Genomic DNA, 16,419 nt, shown 5'->3' on the forward strand with positions numbered 1-16,419 from the left:
TATGCCGATAAAAAAACATGCACCCCGACCTCAGGAGTTTGCTGCGGTTGATCTCGGCTCGAACAGTTTCCACATGGTTATTGCCCGTGTGGTAGATGGCGCGATGCAAATCATTGGGCGCTTAAAGCAACGCGTCCATCTGGCTGATGGACTTAATGCTGAGAACGAGCTTAGCGAAGAAGCGATGGAGCGTGGCCTGTCGTGCCTTGCGTTATTTGCCGAACGCCTTCAGGGATTCTCTGCGGACAACGTGTGTATCGTCGGTACCCACAGTTTGCGCCAGGCGGTAAACGCCGAAGAGTTCCTTAAACGCGCCGAGCAGGTTATCCCCTACCCGATTGAAATTATTTCCGGTAACGAAGAAGCGCGCCTGATTTTCATGGGCGTAGAACATACTCAGCCCGAGAAAGGCCGTAAGCTGGTGATTGATATCGGGGGTGGTTCAACCGAGCTGGTTATCGGTGAGGATTTCGAGCCGATGCTGGTCGAAAGCCGCCGCATGGGGTGTGTCAGCTTCGCACAAAACTTTTTCCCGAAAGGGAATATCACTCCCGAAAACTTCAAACGTGCGCGTCTTGCCGCCGTGCAAAAACTGGAAAATCTCTCGTGGCAGTTCCGTTTGCAAGGCTGGAATGTGGCGATGGGCGCATCTGGCACCATCAAAGCCGCTCATGAAGTGCTGGTCAATATGGGCGAAAAGGACGGGGTTATTACGCCTGAGCGCCTGGAAATGCTGCGCGATGAAGTGCTGAAGTATAAGAGCTTCAATTCGATGAGCCTGCCGGGGTTATCGGAAGAGCGTAAAGCGGTGTTTGTGCCGGGGCTTGCGATTCTCTGTGGCGTGTTTGATTCGCTGGCAATCCGTGAGCTGCGCCTGTCTGACGGGGCGCTGCGCGAGGGCGTGCTGTATGAAATGGAAGGTCGTTTCCGCCATCAGGACATTCGCATCCGCACCGCGCAAAGCCTGGCGGATCAGTATCATATCGATAGCGATCAGGCCAAACGCGTGCTGACAACCACCGAGCATATTTATCAGCAGTGGGAAGTTCAGAATCCAAAACAGGCCAATCCGCAAATGGCCGCGCTACTGAAATGGTCAGCGATGCTGCACGAAGTGGGGCTGAATATTAATCACAGCGGGCTACATCGCCACTCGGCTTATATTCTGCAACACAGTAATTTGCCGGGCTTTAATCAGGAACAACAGATGTTAATTGCTTCGCTTGTGCGCTATCACCGCAAAGCGATAAAAATTGATGATCTGCCACGATTTACGCTGTTTAAGAAGAAGCAGTTCCTGCCGTTAATTCAGATTCTGCGCTTAGGTGTGTTGCTAAATAATCAACGCCAGGCAACAACTACCCCGCCTACGCTGGTGCTGGAAACGGACGAAAAACAGTGGACGTTGCGTTTCCCACATGACTGGTTTAGCCAGAATACGTTGGTTCTGTTGGACTTAGAACGGGAACAGCAATACTGGGATAACACCCCTGGCTGGAAGCTTAAAATCGAAGAAGAAGCCAGCCCGACCATTGCGGCCTGACCGAGAACGTCAACAAACGCCCTTTATCAGGGCGTTTTTTTATCTCCCCGAACTTACTTACCGAACTTACTTACGAAGCAGCGTTTCCAGCAATCGTGGGCGTCCGACTAAATAACCCTGTATGTAATCGATACCCAAATTTTGCACGGCGGCTTTAACTTCATTACTTTCCACATACTCAGCCACTAGCTGCATTTTCTTCATGCGGGCAAGCTGACAGATAGAGTCCACAATCTGGTAGTCGAGACTGCTGGTCAGGACGTTACGGATAAAACTGCCGTCAATTTTCAGAATGTCTGCGCTGATATCTTTCAGGCGCGCATAGCTGGCATAACCCGTGCCGAAATCGTCAATCGCAATCCGACAGCCCATATTTTGTAGGGCAGTCAGGGTGGCATTAGCCTGTTCCAGGTTCGTTAATGAATTGCTTTCGGTAACTTCAAAAATAAGCTGCCAGGGCTCAATACCGTAGCGTTGCAGCAGGCGTTTCACTTCGCTTGCGAACTGTAAGCGCCCCACAGAAGCCGGTGTCAGGTTGATGGAAAAACGGCTGCCCGGAAGCTGGCTGCGGTGAGTATCCATAAATTTCAGCGTGGTTTCTAACACCCATTTATCGATTTTAGACGACAGGCCGAATTCATGGGCTACCGGCAAAAAATCATCCGGCATGAACAGGCAATCCCCTTCATTATCCCCTTTCATGCGCAGCAAGATTTCATGGTATGAATCGCCACGAATCCCTTCGATGCGCTGAACCATCAGCACAAAATTGCCGGAATCAATGGCTATCTGCACACGGTTCATCATCGCCACTTTCTTTTTTACAGCATTCTGCACATGGTTGGTTCCTTGCTGCTGCAAACTCTCAGGTTTTGATGTCGTCAGCGACAAATCCGCCATGGTGCTGAGTTCACCGAGCAAGAAATAAATATGGGTAACTGGCTGGCGTATATAGCAATAACTGATGCCTACCTGCGGCTGCAATGACATGCCGTCCCACATAAAGCGGAACTGTTTTACGCGGTGGTCGAGCGCTTCAATGCGCTCAAGATAGGAATCATAATTTAAGCGCACCGCCACTTCATGGCCCGACAGATGATAAACCTGCTCATTCGTGCTTAAAATTGGCTGGAGGTAATCATTGAGCTGCTGCTTATATTGAATACGAAGTTGTACGCCGTAGTTACGCCCTAGCAGTTCCAGCTCTGGTACGCGCAAAAAAGCTAATGCCGACCATGAATGCCTGGATAAATCACGGTTAAGCGCACGGAGATTCGGCATTTGCAGGATAGGGTCAATAAACGCGACACGGCGTGCTTTGCGATGTAAAAAACGCTGACGCGTGGTGACAACCGCCATCAAGTAGATGGTTATTGAGAAAACGGCGTAACACGATGAGGCAATGGCCAGATGAAGCTGAAAGCCCATGTAGGGCGGCAAATAGTTATGAAAACCGCTGCACAGAATAACTAATATCACCGTCCAGGAGGTGGTAATAAACAGAAATCCAAAGCGCATTGCTCCCCATAACATCAGGGGCAGGATCAGCGTTAATGTGTAATCCGTGGTGAAAATGGAGCCGAAATCATTCGAAGGCGCTAGCAGCAGGCTGACCAGAATGACCACTATCGTGGCCCACAGCGTAATCTCGCTCTTGCTCACGCCTGTTTGCATCTGCGCTTTCAGTTGTGACCAAAATGAGTAGATAAAGTTTGGGTTGCGGAACATGCGAATCACGAAATAGAAGAAAGGCATTCCGGTTACGCAGCCAATAAGCACAGCCTGAAAATTGATTAACGTTCTTGTGTGAAGCGGGTTTTCTGCAACAGCGTGACCTTCGGCGTTGTACCAGCCAAAGAAGATCCCCATCTGGTAGATGACCAAAAATATCACCGAGTTAACTAACACCAGCCACAGCATGCGTTGAGACGTTAATTTTATCGCCCCGAACATCACCGAGCTGCGCTGAGGGACGAAAATACGGTAGCCTCCCCAGCTAATGGTAATGGGGATTAAAAAGTGAATGGCTGCGAGAACCCCGGTCAACTCCCCAGTAAATGAGCCGTAATAGAGCAATAGCGCAAGCGTCATTCCCGGTAGGGCTGCCCATCCAAAAACCAACATAAACGCGGTCATCAGACCAAGTGGCATATAGACGAGGAAGACAGGACCGCCGTCCATAGTGGTGTTTGCGTTACACCAGGCGGCAATGGGAAGCAGCAGGCTGGGCAGCACCAAAGGAAGCGCCCACCATCTGTTTTTATATTTTTTATACCAACTTGCCAGATACATTCGTCATCGCCAAAAACCCTGTCATCCAGCTCGGGTACGTTTCGGGCGGGTATCCATCCCAACCGATAAAACCATATCGCTATGGAATAGAGTGCAGATTCTAGTTAGGGATCGGCTTATTAATTTGATTTAAATCAATTTTCCGCAGAAGTTTCGGCTTCTCTGATTAATAATTCAAAAAACTAACTGGATATATACTAATCACCTAATAATAAGAAATGTTTATATAACAAGCTCAAATGTTTCAGAAATCAATTTACAGATGTTCAGGAATTGACCTTATGCCATCACTATGTATAAATACTCCTGTCGCCCGCGGTTGACGGGTAAATATCAAGGATCATTTGCGTGACACAGGTTACGAGTATGCGAAGACGACATAAGTTTAACAATCGTATGACCCGCATTATTCTACTCATCAGTTTTCTCTTCCTTTTTGGCCGTTTTGTCTATTCTGCCATCGGTGCCTGGTACCATCATCAGGACAAAGTAGAAGCGCAGCAAAGCAGCCTTTCCGTGGATAACACCAGCCGGTAACGCCTTCTTTTAATTAAAAATAATAACACTGACTGATAGCCAGTGAGATTCGTCACGCCTTTTACTTATTCATTTTCCAGCCAGTTGATGAAAAACTCGCTAAACATGGAAACTTGCAAAGGCTGAAAACGGCGCTGCGGATAGACAAACTGGAGCCCAACCTGTTTTTTATCGAGACGGCTAAACCCGATAAAACTATCGGCCAGCAGCACTTTTAAACGCCCCTGCTCCACATCGCGTTTCACATCCCACCAGGATTTACTGGCAATGCCTGCCCCCGCGAGCACCCACTGACGCAGCAGCGCGCCGTCGTCACACACCATAGCCGGCGCCACGCGTACGCTGTGAGTTTCTCCCGCCACGTCAAAACGCCACTCATTCATTAGCGTTCCGCGGCGTTCCATCACCAGGCAACGGTGGTTCGCAAGGCAATCCTCGGAATGAGGTTCCCCGTGGGCGGCAAGATAAGCCGGAGACGCCACCAGCACGCGATAGTTTTGCCGGATTACTTTAGTCACCAGATTGCTATCCGGCAGATTCCCGAAGCGAATACTCATATCGAGCCGCAGGCTGATTAAATCCACCACATCTTCACTGAGATACAGGAAAGTTTTCACCTCCGGATGCAGGCGAGAGAAATCAAGCAATGCGGGAGATAAATACTGTCGCCCAAAATCGGACGGAGCAGCAATTCTCAGCGTACCGCTAAGTACGCCCTCTTTTTGCCTCAGTTTCCCTTCCGCCTGCTCCATCTCTTCGAGCACGCGAAGTGCCGCGTGGTAAAACTCTTCTCCCACGCGCGTCAATGCAATAGCGCGGGTGGAGCGATTAAAAAAGCGTGTTTGATAACGTTCTTCCAATGCTTTCAGCCGCGCAGTCATCGTCGCCGGGGACAAATTCATCCTCCGCCCTGCTGCCGCCAGGCCCCCTGCTTCCACCACAGCCACCAGCAAAGCCATATCTTCGAGCTTACCCATTATTCAGGTTTCCAGAATAGACAATCAGATTTCAATGCCATTATCAAAGCGACAAGCACAACGTAAAGTCAAGGCATCGTTCATTCAGCCAGAGTCTAAAAATGAAACCACATCATCTGTTTGAAGCCACCCAGGTTGGGTCAAATAAAATTCGTAACCGTATTGTTATGGCGCCGATGACGCGCTCTCGCTCCGCGCAGCCGGGTAATATTCCCACCGCTATGATGGCGGAGTATTACCAGCAGCGAGCCTCTGCGGGGCTTATCATCACCGAAGCAACGCAGATTTCTCCTCAGGGTCAGGGCTATTCCTGGACGCCGGGCATTCACTCGCCGGAACAGGTTGCAGGCTGGCGTTTGGTTACCGATGCGGTTCATCAGGCTGGCGGCAAAATTTTCTCTCAGCTATGGCATGTCGGGCGCATGTCCCATGAAAGCTTCCACGCGGATGGCAAACCAGTAGGTCCTTCAGCGTTATCTCCAGACGCGCAGGTTTGGGTTGTCGGCGACGACGGCGTTGGCCGTATGGTTGATTGCCCGGTGCCGCGTGAATTAACGCGGGATGATATTCAACACGTCATTGCGGATTATCGTAAGGCCGCACTGAACGCCATAGAAGCGGGTTTTGATGGTGTGGAAGTTCACGGCGGCAACGGCTATTTAATCGATCAGTTCTTGCGCCGAACCTCTAACAAACGCACTGACGAATACGGCGGCAGTCTGGCAAATCGCGTACGTTTCGCACAAGAAGTGCTGGAAGCGATCGGCGATGCGATTGGCGCGGACAAAACCGGGATTCGTTTAGCTCCGTTTATTACCCAGCGCGGCATGGACGACCCCCAGGCGATTGAAGCGATTTTGGCCCTCGCCGCCTGGTGTGAACAAAAAGGCATCACCTTTATCCATCTGGCAGAAGCCGATTGGGACGACGCGCCGCAGGTTCCGTACGAATTTAGAGAAACACTGCGAGCCACATTCAGCGGCACGATTATCGTTGCCGGGAATTACACCAAAGAAAAAGCGGAGAAACTGCTCGCTGCGGGCGTCGTAGATTTGGTTGCTTTTGGGCGCCCGTTTGTTGCGAACCCAGATTTCCCGCGCCGCCTGGCAGAAAACTTGCCGTTAGCACCGATCAGCAATCCAGCCGCGCTGTTTGGTGGCAAAGAAGCGGGCTATACCGATTACCCTGCCTGGTCAGCAAGCGAGGTATAAATCCTCGTATTATCTGATAAGTTAATTCAGACATCGTGCCCAATCCCAAAACCATGGATTGGGTCATTACTCAGCTTTTCTTATCAAGGGATTACTATGAGTCATAACGATAAACCTAATGCCCAGCCACTCGTCTGGGGTCACGGCCCTCGCACGTTTGAAGTCTTTCTTGAACCAACCTGCCCGTTTTCTGTTCGTGCTTTCAATAAACTCAGCGCACTGCTGGAAAAAGTTGGCGAAGATAAAGTCACGGTGAAAATTCGCCTGCAATCGCAGCCCTGGCATCTCTTTTCGGGTGTGATTGTGCGCTGTATTTTAGCGGCATCAACGCTGCCAAAGGGTAGAGAAGCGGCGCATAAAGTCATGCAGGCCGTCGCCGATCATCGTGAAGAATTCGAGTTTACCGATCACTGTAGCGGCCCGAACATGGACGCAACGCCTCAGCAAATCATTGATCGTATCGAGAACTATAGCGGAGTGAAGTTAGCGCAGGCATTTGCCCACCCGGCCTTACAGAATGATATTAAATGGCACTGCAAATATGCGCGTCAGAATGGCATTCATGTTTCGCCAACGTTTATGGTGAATGGTCTTGTGCAGGCGGATCTCGGCAGCGGTGATGACATCAGCGTGTGGGCTGAGCGGATTTTAGCCTGAGCCAGAAAACAAAAACCCTCTAAACAGAGGGTTTTTTCATTACATCACACTATCAATGCGCGGAAGATTATTCCCACTCGATAGTTGCCGGCGGTTTACCAGAGATGTCGTAAACCACACGGGAAATACCGTTAACTTCATTGATGATGCGGTTGGATACGCGGCCAAGGAAATCGTATGGCAGGTGCGCCCAATGTGCGGTCATAAAGTCGATGGTTTCAACGGCACGCAGGGAAACAACCCAATCGTATTTACGGCCATCGCCCATCACGCCCACAGAACGTACCGGCAGGAACACGGTGAACGCCTGGCTGACTTTGTTGTAAAGATCGGCTTTATGCAGCTCTTCAATGAAGATAGCATCGGCACGACGCAGCAGATCGCAATACTCTTTCTTCACTTCGCCCAGCACGCGCACGCCAAGACCTGGACCCGGGAACGGGTGGCGGTAGAGCATGTCGTACGGCAGGCCGAGCTCCAGGCCAATTTTACGCACTTCATCTTTGAACAGCTCACGCAGCGGCTCAACCAGGCCCATCTTCATCTCTTTCGGCAGGCCGCCCACATTGTGGTGAGATTTGATGACGTGTGCTTTACCGGTTGCTGAAGCCGCAGATTCGATAACGTCAGGGTAAATCGTCCCCTGCGCCAGCCACTTCACATCTTGCAGTTTCAGGGCTTCTTCATCGAATACTTCAACGAACACGCGACCAATGATTTTACGTTTGGCTTCTGGATCGTTTTCACCCGCCAGCGCGGAGAGGAAACGCTCCTCGCCTTCAACATGAATAATGTTCAGGCCGAAATGGTCGCCGAACATATCCATAACTTGCTGAGCTTCGTTCAGACGCAGCAGACCGTTATCAACAAAGACACAGGTCAGGTTTTTACCAATCGCGCGGTGCAACAGCATAGCGGTAACGGATGAATCCACGCCGCCGGACAGGCCGAGAATCACTTTGTCATCGCCGACTTGCTCACGCAGGCGCACAATCGCATCTTCGATAATTTTTGCTGGGGTCCACAGCGCTTCGCAGCCGCAGATCTCCAGAACAAAACGCTCCAGCAGACGCTGGCCCTGGCGGGTATGGGTCACTTCCGGGTGGAACTGCACGCCATAAAAACGTTTTTCTTCGTTTGCCATAATGGCGAACGGGCAGGTTTCGGTGCTGGCAACGGTCACGAAGTCAGAAGGAATCGCCGTAACTTTATCGCCGTGACTCATCCAGACATCCAGCAGCGGTTTGCCTTCTGCACTTAGAGAGTCTTCAATCCCGCGAACCAGGGCGCTATCGGTCAAAACTTCAACCTGCGCGTAACCAAACTCACGTTCAGTAGAGGATTCGACGTGGCCGCCAAGCTGCATCGCCATGGTCTGCATGCCGTAGCACACACCAAATACCGGGACACCTGCGGTAAAGACATATTCTGGTGCACGCGGGCTGTTCTGCTCTGTGGTGCTTTCCGGGCCACCGGAGAGAATAATACCGCTTGGATTAAATTCACGAATCTGGGCTTCAGTGACATCCCATGCCCACAGCTCACAGTAAACGCCAAGCTCACGCACGCGGCGCGCAACCAGTTGAGTGTACTGAGAACCGAAATCAAGGATAAGTATGCGATGTTTATGGATATTTTCCGTCATTGACGCTTATTCCGAGGCAAGTGAAACAGATAAAGAAAACGCCCGGCATAAAGCCGGGCGCAGAAATCTTAAGAACCCATACGGTAGTTCGGGGACTCTTTAGTAATCGTCACATCGTGGACGTGACTTTCCTGAATGCCCGCACCGCTGATACGTACAAATTCCGCTTTAGTACGCAGCGCATCGATAGTACCACAGCCGGTCAGACCCATGCATGAACGCAGGCCCCCCATTTGCTGGTGAACGATCTCTTTCAGACGGCCTTTGTAAGCCACGCGACCTTCGATACCTTCCGGTACCAGTTTGTCGGCTGCGTTATCGGTCTGGAAGTAACGGTCAGAAGAGCCTTTGGACATCGCGCCCAGAGAGCCCATACCACGGTAGGATTTGAAAGAACGGCCCTGGTAGAGTTCGATTTCACCCGGAGATTCTTCAGTCCCTGCCAGCATGCCGCCAACCATTACCGCCGATGCGCCAGCCGCGATAGCTTTCGCGATGTCACCAGAGAAACGGATACCGCCGTCAGCAATAACAGGAATGCCGGTACCTTCCAGCGCTTCAACCGCATCCGCCACCGCAGTGATTTGCGGAACGCCCACGCCAGTGACGATACGTGTAGTACAGATTGAACCAGGGCCGATACCGACTTTTACCGCGCTTACGCCAGCTTCAGCCAGTGCACGTGCGCCAGCAGCCGTAGCTACGTTGCCGCCGATGATTTGCAGGTCAGGATATTTAGCGCGGGTTTCACGAATACGTTGCAGAACGCCTTCGGAATGGCCATGAGAGGAGTCAATCAGCAAAACGTCGACACCAGCAGCGACCAGAGCATCGATACGCTCTTCGTTGCCCGCACCTGCGCCAACGGCAGCCCCAACGCGCAGACGGCCCTGGTCGTCTTTACAGGCGTTAGGTTTACGTTCTGCTTTCTGGAAATCTTTTACGGTGATCATGCCGTGCAGATGGAAGTTGCTGTCTACAACCAGCGCTTTCTCAACACGTTTTTCGTGCATTTTTGAGAGCACAACATCACGCGCCTCACCTTCTTTCACGGTTACCAGACGCTCTTTCGGCGTCATGTACACGCTAACAGGCTGGTTCAGGTCAGTCACAAAACGAACGTCACGACCGGTGATAATACCCACCAGCTCGTTTTGTTCGGTCACAACCGGGTAACCGGCGAAACCGTTGCGGGCGGTAAGTTCTTTCACTTCGTGCAGAGTGGTGGTCGGCAGCACAGTCTGTGGGTCAGTCACAACGCCACTTTCGTGTTTTTTCACGCGTTTGACTTCTTCAGCCTGGCGCTCAATCGACATGTTTTTGTGAATGAAACCAAGTCCACCTTCCTGAGCCAATGCGATGGCCAGACGGGCTTCCGTTACGGTATCCATGGCTGCGGACAGCATAGGGATATTCAAACGAATGGTTTTGGTCAGTTGGGTGCTGAGATCGGCCGTGTTAGGCAGAACTGTAGAGTGAGCTGGAACGAGGAGAACGTCATCAAACGTCAGTGCTTCTTTAGCGATTCGTAGCATGGCAATATCTCAACCTGGGGTGAATGAGAACAGATAAAATATTGCCGCGGCATTATACAGAGCGGAATCGATTGCATCCACACTTTTTTGAGAAAACTCCTTGCCTGAAGTGATACGAAAGGTATTATCGACCGAATAACTTGCTGATTTAGAGTTTGATCCAGGTCACATGTCAACGATGAATACCCCTTCAATTTTTACCGTCAGCCGTCTCAATCAGACGGTCCGTATGCTGCTGGAACAAGAGATGGGGCAAGTCTGGATCAGCGGTGAAATTTCCAACTTTACCCAACCGGCCTCCGGCCATTGGTACTTCACCCTCAAGGACGATACCGCGCAAATTCGCGGGGCAATGTTCCGCAACAGTAATCGACGCGTCACCTTCCGTCCGCAACATGGCCAACAGGTTTTGGTTCGCGCAACCCTGACGTTGTACGAGCCGCGCGGCGATTACCAAATTATTGTGGAAAGCATGCAACCGGCAGGTGAAGGCTTGCTGCAACAACAATACGAAGAGCTGAAACAACGTCTGACCGCAGAAGGTTTGTTTGAGCAAATTCATAAACAACCGCTGCCAGCACCTGCCCATCAGGTTGGCGTCATTACGTCGAAAACCGGCGCGGCGCTGCACGATATTTTGCACGTGCTTAAACGCCGCGATCCGTCATTGCCGGTCATCATTTACCCCACCGCTGTGCAAGGCGCTGATGCACCGATGCAAATTGTGCGCGCCATTGAATTAGCTAACCTTCGAAAAGAGTGTGATGTGCTGATTGTGGGGCGCGGCGGCGGTTCGCTGGAAGACTTATGGAGCTTTAACGACGAGCGTGTAGCTCGTGCCATTTTTGCAAGCAAGATCCCGATCGTTAGCGCCGTAGGGCATGAAACTGACGTCACGATCGCCGATTTTGTGGCTGATGTTCGTGCTCCAACGCCGTCCGCCGCCGCAGAAATCGTCAGCCGTAATCAGCTCGAATTATTGCGCCAGCTACAGTCACAGCAACAGCGTATGGAAATGGCGATGGATTATTATCTCGCCCAGCGCGCACAGCGTTTCACACGCTTGCACCATCGCTTACAGCAGCAACATCCTCAGCTACGCTTAGCACGTCAGCAAACCACTCTTGAACGTTTACAGCAGCGTTTGACCGTGGCGATGGATGCAAAACTGCGCCGCAGTTCACAGCAGCAACAGCGCCTGATGCTGCGTTTGAATCAGCAGCAACCGCAGCCGCGCATTCATCGCGCACAGACTCGCCTGCAACAGCTGGAGTTCCGCCTTTCGCAGTTAGTCAGCGCTCAGCTTAGCCAGACTAAACAACGGTTCGGTACAGCGTTGGCGCAGCTTGAAGCCGTTAGCCCACTGGCAACACTTGCACGCGGTTATAGCGTCACAACGGCGACAGACGGCAAAGTGCTGAAGAAAACTAAACAGGTTCATTCCGGGGATACGTTAACGACGCGTCTTGAAGATGGCTGGGTGGAAAGCCAGGTCACCGGTGTTACACCGGTGAAACCCAAACTCACGCGCAAAACGGCGGCAAAAAGCTAAAATTTATTGCACAACGGGTGTGAACTCGACACGTTTTTTAGAGATTAACCCGTGACCATTCTGGCAAAAATAGTCGACGGCACCGCAGGCCTTTAAGACTTCCAGCGGCTTGTGGCAATCCGGGCAACGGGCTTCAAGACGAAAATCTTGCTCGCAGGTTTCGCAGTAAGCACCCGAGTCCGTTTGCGTTAGCGGGTTTTCACACGTAGGACATTTAATTTCCATAAAGGCTCCTGATAACAACTCACTGGCAGACACGCGTCTGCGGCACACTATTGCTCATTCGATGATAGAGATAATCCGGGGATTGATCATGAAAAAATTAATGTTGATTGCACTGACTCTTGTTCCACTGGCTTCATTTGCCGCTCCTCCGCAGGCGTTTAACTTTAGCTGTGGAAAAACCGGCGGTGTTTATAGCGACGGCAAAGGTAGCGTGTGGCTCAATGGTAAGAAAGCAACGGTAAAACAGAGCAGCCCTACCTATTGGGAAGCCGCGAGCGAAAAAAACGTCATCAGTATTATGCGTGAGCAAGATGGTAACCCCAGCATCTCCTTCACGGGTCCAAACCGTATTCACGGCGTCTGTTTACCAGAAGATGAAGTCAGTTTCGCCCCCGCCTCTCAGAAAAAAGCTGAGGCAAAATCAGGTCCATCGTTTTCTTGTGCCGCGGTAAGAAAAGGCAGTATGGAAGAGCTTATTTGCCAGAGCGAAACGTTATCCGCTCTGGATCTGAAACTGACGGAAACCTATAAGCAAGCCCTGGTAAAATCCAACAACAATTCAACGCTTAAAGCCGAGCAGCGCGGATGGATTAAGGGACGAGATGACTGCTGGAAGGCCGATGATAAAAATGCCTGCCTGAGTGATTCCTATCAACAACGGATGAGTGAACTGCAAAGTAAGTATGACGTTAAGTAACATCATAAATATAAAAACCCGGTAAAGACCGGGTTTTTTATTTTTAGCGAACGGATTAGGCCCGAACGAATTACTTGCTTTTCTTGATGTGTTTAATCAAACGCTTACGTTTACGCATCTGGTTCGGCGTCAGGGTGTTACGTTTGTTAGCAAACGGGTTTTCCCCTTCTTTGAACTGAATACGAATTGGCGTACCCATTACATCCAGCGATTTGCGGAAGTAGTTCATCAGGTAGCGTTTGTAAGAGTCCGGCAGGTCTTTCACCTGGTTGCCATGAATCACAACGATTGGCGGGTTATAACCACCGGCGTGGGCATATTTCAGCTTAACGCGGCGACCACGAACCAACGGCGGCTGGTGATCTTCCGCAGCCATGGACATGATACGCGTCAGCAACGCAGTGCTTACGCGGCGCGTGGAGCTGTCATATGCTTCACGAACGGACTCAAACAGGTTGCCTACACCGCTGCCGTGCAGGGCGGAAATAAAGTGCACGCGCGCAAAGTCGATAAAGCCCAGACGGAAATCCAGGGTTTCTTTGACTTGCTCTCTGACTTCGTTGCTCAGGCCATCCCACTTGTTGACCACAATAACCAGTGAGCGCCCACTGTTCAGAATAAAGCCGAGCAGAGAGAGATCCTGGTCAGAGATGCCTTCACGCGCATCAATCACCAGCATTACGACGTTAGCGTCTTCAATCGCTTGCAGCGTTTTGATTACCGAGAATTTCTCAACGGTTTCAGTGATTTTGCCACGCTTACGAACACCCGCGGTATCGATGAGAACGTATTCACGCTCATCACGCTCCATTGGGATATAAATGCTATCACGCGTAGTGCCCGGCATGTCATAAACCACGACACGATCTTCACCAAGAATGCGGTTGGTGAGCGTTGACTTACCTACGTTCGGACGACCAACAATCGCCAGTTTGATTGGCAGATCCTGAGGATTAAAAGCTTCTTCTTCCTCTTCAATTTCTTCTTCGTCGTCTTCAGACACAATGCCATTCTTAGCATTGAACGCCGCCCAATAGGCTGCATCTTCATCGATCTCTTCTTCCGGTTCACGCGGATTGACTTCATCGATAAATGGCATCAGAACGTGTTCAAGGAGCGTGGTAACACCACGGCCATGAGACGCGGCAATCGGGTGAATTTCACCTAAGCCTAAAGAGTAGAAATCAATAACGGCCTGATCAGGGTCCATACCATCAGTTTTGTTTGCAACCAGGAAGGTAGGCTTTTGACGAGAACGCAGATGTTTAGCGATAGCTTCATCAGCAGGCATCAGGCCCGCACGCGCATCCACCATAAACAGCACTACATCTGCTTCTTCGATTGCCAGAAGCGACTGGGCCGCCATATGCGTTTCTACGCCATCTTCCGTACCATCAATACCACCGGTATCAATAGCAATAAATTCGCGACCTTCCACTTCAGCACGACCATACTTGCGGTCGCGAGTCAGCCCCGGGAAATCCGCGACCAGCGCATCTCGGGTACGCGTCAAGCGGTTAAACAACGTGGATTTTCCGACATTAGGGCGCCCGACAAGCGCAACCACAGGTACCATGATAAAAGCCTCATTACTCAAAATTCATCATCAAACGACGCCAAAACGCGTCGCTCTCAAAAACAGGAAACGGCTCCCAGGAATCAGGAACCGTTTCGTACTCACTGCTTACACAGGAAAGTTTAGCGCTTGATAGCGTATAACGTACCGTCTTTCGCCTGAATCAGCAGCTTGTCGCTGGCGACAACCGGCTCAGTCTGGAAGCCAGAGCTGTCCACTTTTTGCTGGGCAACAAAGCGACCATCGTCGGCGTTGATCCAGTGCATGTAACCTTCGCTGTCAGCCACAACCAGATAACCGTTGTAGAGAACAGGAGAAGTCAGATTACGGTGTAGCAGATCGCTTTGCGTCCACAGCGTAACGCCGCCATCCGCATTCAGAGCCACAACACGGTCATTCTGATCGACGAGGAAAATACGGTTGGCATCAACGATAAAGTCGTTTACAGAACCCAGTTCACGTTTCCACATCACCTGGCCTGAACGCAAGTCCAGCGCCGTCAGGTTGCCGTTGTATGCCAGGGCATACACCACACCATTTACGATAACCGGCGTGGTATCGACATCGCTCAGACGGTCAATTTCGGTTGCACCGGTTGCCTGAGAGATACGTTGTTGCCAAATAAGCTGGCCTTGTTTTAACAGAACCGCGCTCACGCGACCATTATCACCACCCACAATGGCCGCACCAAACGCAACCGACGGGGCAGATTCGCCACGCAGGGAAAGCGCTGGCATATCCAGGTTTACGGTCCATTTTGCCGCACCGTCAGCTTCATCAAATGCCTGAAGCTGGCCGTTGCTGGTATGAACCAGAACTAAACCGTCGCTAACCACCGGGCGAGAAAGCACTTCGCCTGCCGCTTTGCTTTGCCATGCAATACTACCATCAGAGGTGTTAAGCGCATAAACCTGTGCTTTCTCACTCCCAACGTAAACATGTGCCCCCTCAACCGTTACACCACCAGAAAGCAGTGCTGGCAGGTTGCTGGAGTAGAAATTCGTCTTTTCAGAGAGATCAACAGACCAGACTTCTTTCCCATCGTCAGCATTTACGGCTTTGACGGTACCACGGCGGTCAGCAGCATAAATATTGCCGTCCTGCCACGCTGGATGCAGATTGGAATAGAAATCACCAATACCGCTACCCACGGAAGTGCTCCATGATTTTTCAGGTTCGAACTGGTTTTCAACTGTCGGCAGTGGAGACATCTTTACCACGTCTTCTTCACCGCTAAACAGTGAACAACCGCTGAGCAGCGTCAGAGAAATCAGCCCTGGTACAAGTAGTTTATGCAATTGCATCGGGTCCCTCTTAGCTCGACAAATTATTAATTTTCATCTGCATCATTTCGCGCAGGGCTGGAGAAGCGTCGGTTTGTGAGCCTTTGCTCCACGCATCGCGTGCACCTTGCTTGTCCCCTTTGCTGAGCAGCGCTTCACCGCGCAAATCAGCAATAATCGCTACCCAACCTTCGCCTTTAATGCTGTCGAGGGTTTTCAGCGCCGCATCAGATTGCTTCTGTTGGATTTGGATACGTGCCAGACGCAGATTAATAAGCGCCTGCAAATTTTCATCGCTGGTGCTACTCAGCCCCTGCTGCAATTGTGCTGCCGCTTTTGCGAGGTCGTTCTTGTCTGCGTATTTCTGTGCCACTTCCAATGACGCAAGCGCGCCATAGGTATTCTTGGTGCTGGCAGCAAATTTCTCTGCGGCGCTTAGCGTCGCGGGTTGATCGGCACGCACAGCGTCTGTCACAGTTTGATATTCCAGAGAAGAAGCCATTGAGCTCTCGGCTTGATGGCTGTTCCAGTAACGCCAGCCAACCAGTGCGCCAATACCCAGTACAACCCCAACTACCAGCGCTTTGCCGTTTTCAGCAAAGAAGCGTTTTACCGCATCAACCTGTTCGTTATCGTTTTCGTAAATTTCCACGCAGTCCTTCTCCTTAACGATTAATTACTGGGGAAAA

Annotated in this window: 14 protein-coding genes; 6 read left to right on the plus strand and 8 right to left on the minus strand. The window is 51.1% G+C overall.

Annotated features, from left to right (window positions below; all coding sequences use genetic code 11):
- The first annotated feature begins 1 nt into the window (after position 1).
- The gene (gene ppx, locus AB1E22_RS03980) at positions 2–1,543 is read left to right on the plus strand and encodes an exopolyphosphatase (RefSeq protein WP_367594185.1); all 1,542 of its coding nucleotides are present in this window, start codon (positions 2–4) and stop codon (positions 1,541–1,543) included.
- A 66-nt stretch (positions 1,544–1,609) separates the two neighbouring features.
- On the opposite strand, the gene AB1E22_RS03985 is transcribed toward ppx, so the two are convergent.
- Positions 1,610–3,835: a sensor domain-containing phosphodiesterase gene (locus AB1E22_RS03985; RefSeq protein ID WP_367594186.1), complete on the minus strand. Its 2,226-nt coding sequence runs from the start codon at positions 3,833–3,835 to the stop codon at positions 1,610–1,612.
- A gap of 348 nt (positions 3,836–4,183) precedes the next feature.
- On the opposite strand from AB1E22_RS03985, the gene AB1E22_RS03990 reads away from it, so the two are divergent.
- Entirely contained in the window at positions 4,184–4,372 is a 189-nt protein-coding gene (locus tag AB1E22_RS03990) for a YfgG family protein (protein ID WP_072011191.1), read from the plus strand.
- A gap of 65 nt (positions 4,373–4,437) precedes the next feature.
- Here AB1E22_RS03990 and AB1E22_RS03995 read toward each other — a convergent pair whose 3' ends face one another.
- Positions 4,438–5,349 (minus strand): LysR family transcriptional regulator, encoded by a 912-nt coding sequence (locus AB1E22_RS03995; protein WP_367594187.1) that lies wholly within the window; start codon positions 5,347–5,349, stop codon positions 4,438–4,440.
- A gap of 101 nt (positions 5,350–5,450) precedes the next feature.
- Between AB1E22_RS03995 and AB1E22_RS04000 the strand changes: the two genes are divergently transcribed.
- Both AB1E22_RS04000 and AB1E22_RS04005 read left to right on the plus strand, forming a co-directional pair.
- Positions 5,451–6,560, plus strand: coding sequence for an alkene reductase (locus AB1E22_RS04000; protein WP_367594188.1), 1,110 nt, complete (start codon positions 5,451–5,453; stop codon positions 6,558–6,560).
- Between the two features lie 96 nt (positions 6,561–6,656).
- Positions 6,657–7,217: a DsbA family protein gene (locus tag AB1E22_RS04005; RefSeq protein WP_367594189.1), complete on the plus strand. Its 561-nt coding sequence runs from the start codon at positions 6,657–6,659 to the stop codon at positions 7,215–7,217.
- Positions 7,218–7,284: 67 nt separating this feature from the next.
- Here the strand turns inward: AB1E22_RS04005 and guaA are convergent, their stop codons facing one another.
- Entirely contained in the window at positions 7,285–8,862 is a 1,578-nt protein-coding gene (gene guaA, locus AB1E22_RS04010; RefSeq protein ID WP_367594190.1) for a glutamine-hydrolyzing GMP synthase, read from the minus strand.
- 68 nt (positions 8,863–8,930) lie between these two features.
- The gene (gene guaB, locus AB1E22_RS04015; RefSeq protein ID WP_367594191.1) at positions 8,931–10,397 is read right to left on the minus strand and encodes an IMP dehydrogenase; all 1,467 of its coding nucleotides are present in this window, start codon (positions 10,395–10,397) and stop codon (positions 8,931–8,933) included.
- A gap of 169 nt (positions 10,398–10,566) precedes the next feature.
- On the opposite strand from guaB, the gene xseA reads away from it, so the two are divergent.
- The gene (xseA, locus tag AB1E22_RS04020) at positions 10,567–11,949 is read left to right on the plus strand and encodes an exodeoxyribonuclease VII large subunit (RefSeq protein ID WP_367594192.1); all 1,383 of its coding nucleotides are present in this window, start codon (positions 10,567–10,569) and stop codon (positions 11,947–11,949) included.
- Positions 11,950–11,952: 3 nt separating this feature from the next.
- Here the strand turns inward: xseA and AB1E22_RS04025 are convergent, their stop codons facing one another.
- A complete protein-coding gene (locus tag AB1E22_RS04025) occupies positions 11,953–12,174 on the minus strand; it encodes a zinc ribbon domain-containing protein (protein WP_367594193.1) in 222 nt (73 codons plus the stop codon).
- An 88-nt stretch (positions 12,175–12,262) separates the two neighbouring features.
- On the opposite strand from AB1E22_RS04025, the gene AB1E22_RS04030 reads away from it, so the two are divergent.
- Positions 12,263–12,871 (plus strand): lysozyme inhibitor LprI family protein, encoded by a 609-nt coding sequence (locus tag AB1E22_RS04030; protein WP_367594194.1) that lies wholly within the window; start codon positions 12,263–12,265, stop codon positions 12,869–12,871.
- Positions 12,872–12,941: 70 nt separating this feature from the next.
- Here AB1E22_RS04030 and der read toward each other — a convergent pair whose 3' ends face one another.
- From der to AB1E22_RS04045, 3 genes are all read right to left on the minus strand, one after another.
- The gene (gene der, locus AB1E22_RS04035; RefSeq protein ID WP_367594195.1) at positions 12,942–14,447 is read right to left on the minus strand and encodes a ribosome biogenesis GTPase Der; all 1,506 of its coding nucleotides are present in this window, start codon (positions 14,445–14,447) and stop codon (positions 12,942–12,944) included.
- Between the two features lie 122 nt (positions 14,448–14,569).
- Positions 14,570–15,751, minus strand: coding sequence for an outer membrane protein assembly factor BamB (bamB, locus tag AB1E22_RS04040; protein ID WP_367594196.1), 1,182 nt, complete (start codon positions 15,749–15,751; stop codon positions 14,570–14,572).
- 10 nt (positions 15,752–15,761) lie between these two features.
- Complete coding sequence (locus tag AB1E22_RS04045; protein ID WP_367594197.1) at positions 15,762–16,382, minus strand: YfgM family protein; 621 nt, start codon at positions 16,380–16,382, stop codon at positions 15,762–15,764.
- Between the last annotated feature and the right edge of the window lie 37 nt (positions 16,383–16,419).

Origin of the sequence: Buttiauxella gaviniae, from assembly GCF_040786275.1 — a bacterium.
GTDB classification, from domain to species: Bacteria; Pseudomonadota; Gammaproteobacteria; order Enterobacterales; family Enterobacteriaceae; genus Buttiauxella; species Buttiauxella gaviniae_A.